At 38.1% G+C, this 1500-nt stretch carries 2 protein-coding genes; both read left to right on the top strand.

What is annotated here, in order from left to right; translation table 11 throughout:
* The coding region (locus CXF78_RS00185; RefSeq protein ID WP_145991269.1) for an MFS transporter at window positions 1-678 on the top strand (678 nt) is incomplete at its 5' end.
* A 16-nt stretch (window positions 679-694) separates the two neighbouring features.
* The coding region (locus tag CXF78_RS00180; RefSeq protein ID WP_308302227.1) for a trehalase family glycosidase at window positions 695-1500 on the top strand (806 nt) is incomplete at its 3' end.

Below are 1500 nucleotides of genomic sequence, written 5' to 3'. Positions count from 1 at the left end.
ACCAAACCGTCACAACAAGACACACCACCCAGTATTGTGGATGGGTTTGTCGACATGATCAAAATGAGCATAAAACCTTTGGTACTCATTTTTGTTATGTCCGTGTTTTTATATGTGCTTATTGAACAAGGCATAGGCTCTTGGTTACCCACATTTTACAATGAAGTCATTAACCTACCGAGTCATATCAGTGTACAAATGGCGAGTATTTTTGCAGCATCACTCGCCATTGGACGTTTACTCGCGGGGCAAATTCTAAAGTTCATCAATTGGCATTTATTTCTAAATATCTGTCTCATCGGTATGGCGTTAATCATCGTATTTTTACTGCCCCTAACTGGAGCAAGTTCTGGTGAAGAAATAAAATCTATCGTTGATGCTCCACTTGTCGCTTATTTATTGCCACTTATCGGCTTAATGATGGCTCCTATATACCCCGTGTTGAACTCAGTAATGCTGAGCAGTTTAGCGCGTCACAAACACGCTCCGATGACGGGGTTGATTGTTGTTTTCTCTGCTTTTGGCGGCACGACAGGCTCGCTTATTACTGGTTATTTTTTTCAAGAAGTTGGAGGAAAGAATGCTTTCTATCTTGCCCTTATCCCAATGGTGCTGTTAATCATCAGCCTGTACTTTTTTAAGCAAGAGACTCAGAAAAGCTCTGTCAATAAGTCGTAACGAAAAGGCCTTTTTCATGGAACAGATCTATGATTCAACCAATCAAGCTAGACAAAGCTTGATGTTTTTTGAAAGTGATTTATTTAAAACGGTACAAATAAGTCATATTTTTACCGACAGTAAAACGTTTGCAGATGCGATTCCACGCATTGCCATGAACGATATTCTAAATGAATTCAATAAAATCAGTAGCAACTTATCTAAAGCTGAATTACTGCAATTTATAGCCAATTATTTCGAACTACCAGAATATCAAAGCATCGTCATAAATAATCCTTCTGCTGATATTGATAAATATATAGATACCTTATGGGGCAAACTTGAAAAAGCAGCAGATAAGCAAATCCCTGGTTCGCTATTGCCTTTGAATGGAAAATATATCGTACCTGGCGGTCGTTTTAGAGAAATATATTACTGGGATAGTTACTTCACCGCATTAGGGTTAATAGAAGCAAACAAGGTTGATATTGTCGAATCTATGTTCACTAATTTCGTCGACCTGCAGAAAAGATATGGTTGTATACCTAATGGCAACCGCAGCTATTATTTATCCCGCTCTCAACCTCCTATTTTAGGGTTGATGTTAGAACTATTACTTCCCTTTCAAGACAATTCAAAGCTGTTTTTAGCTCAACATCTCCAAGCAATTGAAACAGAATATCAGTTTTGGATGCAGGGAAATGAATCACTGTCCGCTGATAATAGTGAATTCAAACGGGTCGTAAAAATGCCAAATGGCTGTATTTTGAATCGTTATTGGGATGATTCAACATCACCAAGACCTGAATCATATCGCGAAGATATGGAGTTAATGAATAGTTT

The sequence above is a fragment of the Shewanella sp. 11B5 genome (assembly GCF_002836795.1).
GTDB classification, from domain to species: Bacteria; Pseudomonadota; Gammaproteobacteria; order Enterobacterales; family Shewanellaceae; genus Shewanella; species Shewanella frigidimarina.
Note: the sequence above shows the minus strand (reverse complement) of the source record. Positions and strands in the feature narration are given on the sequence as shown.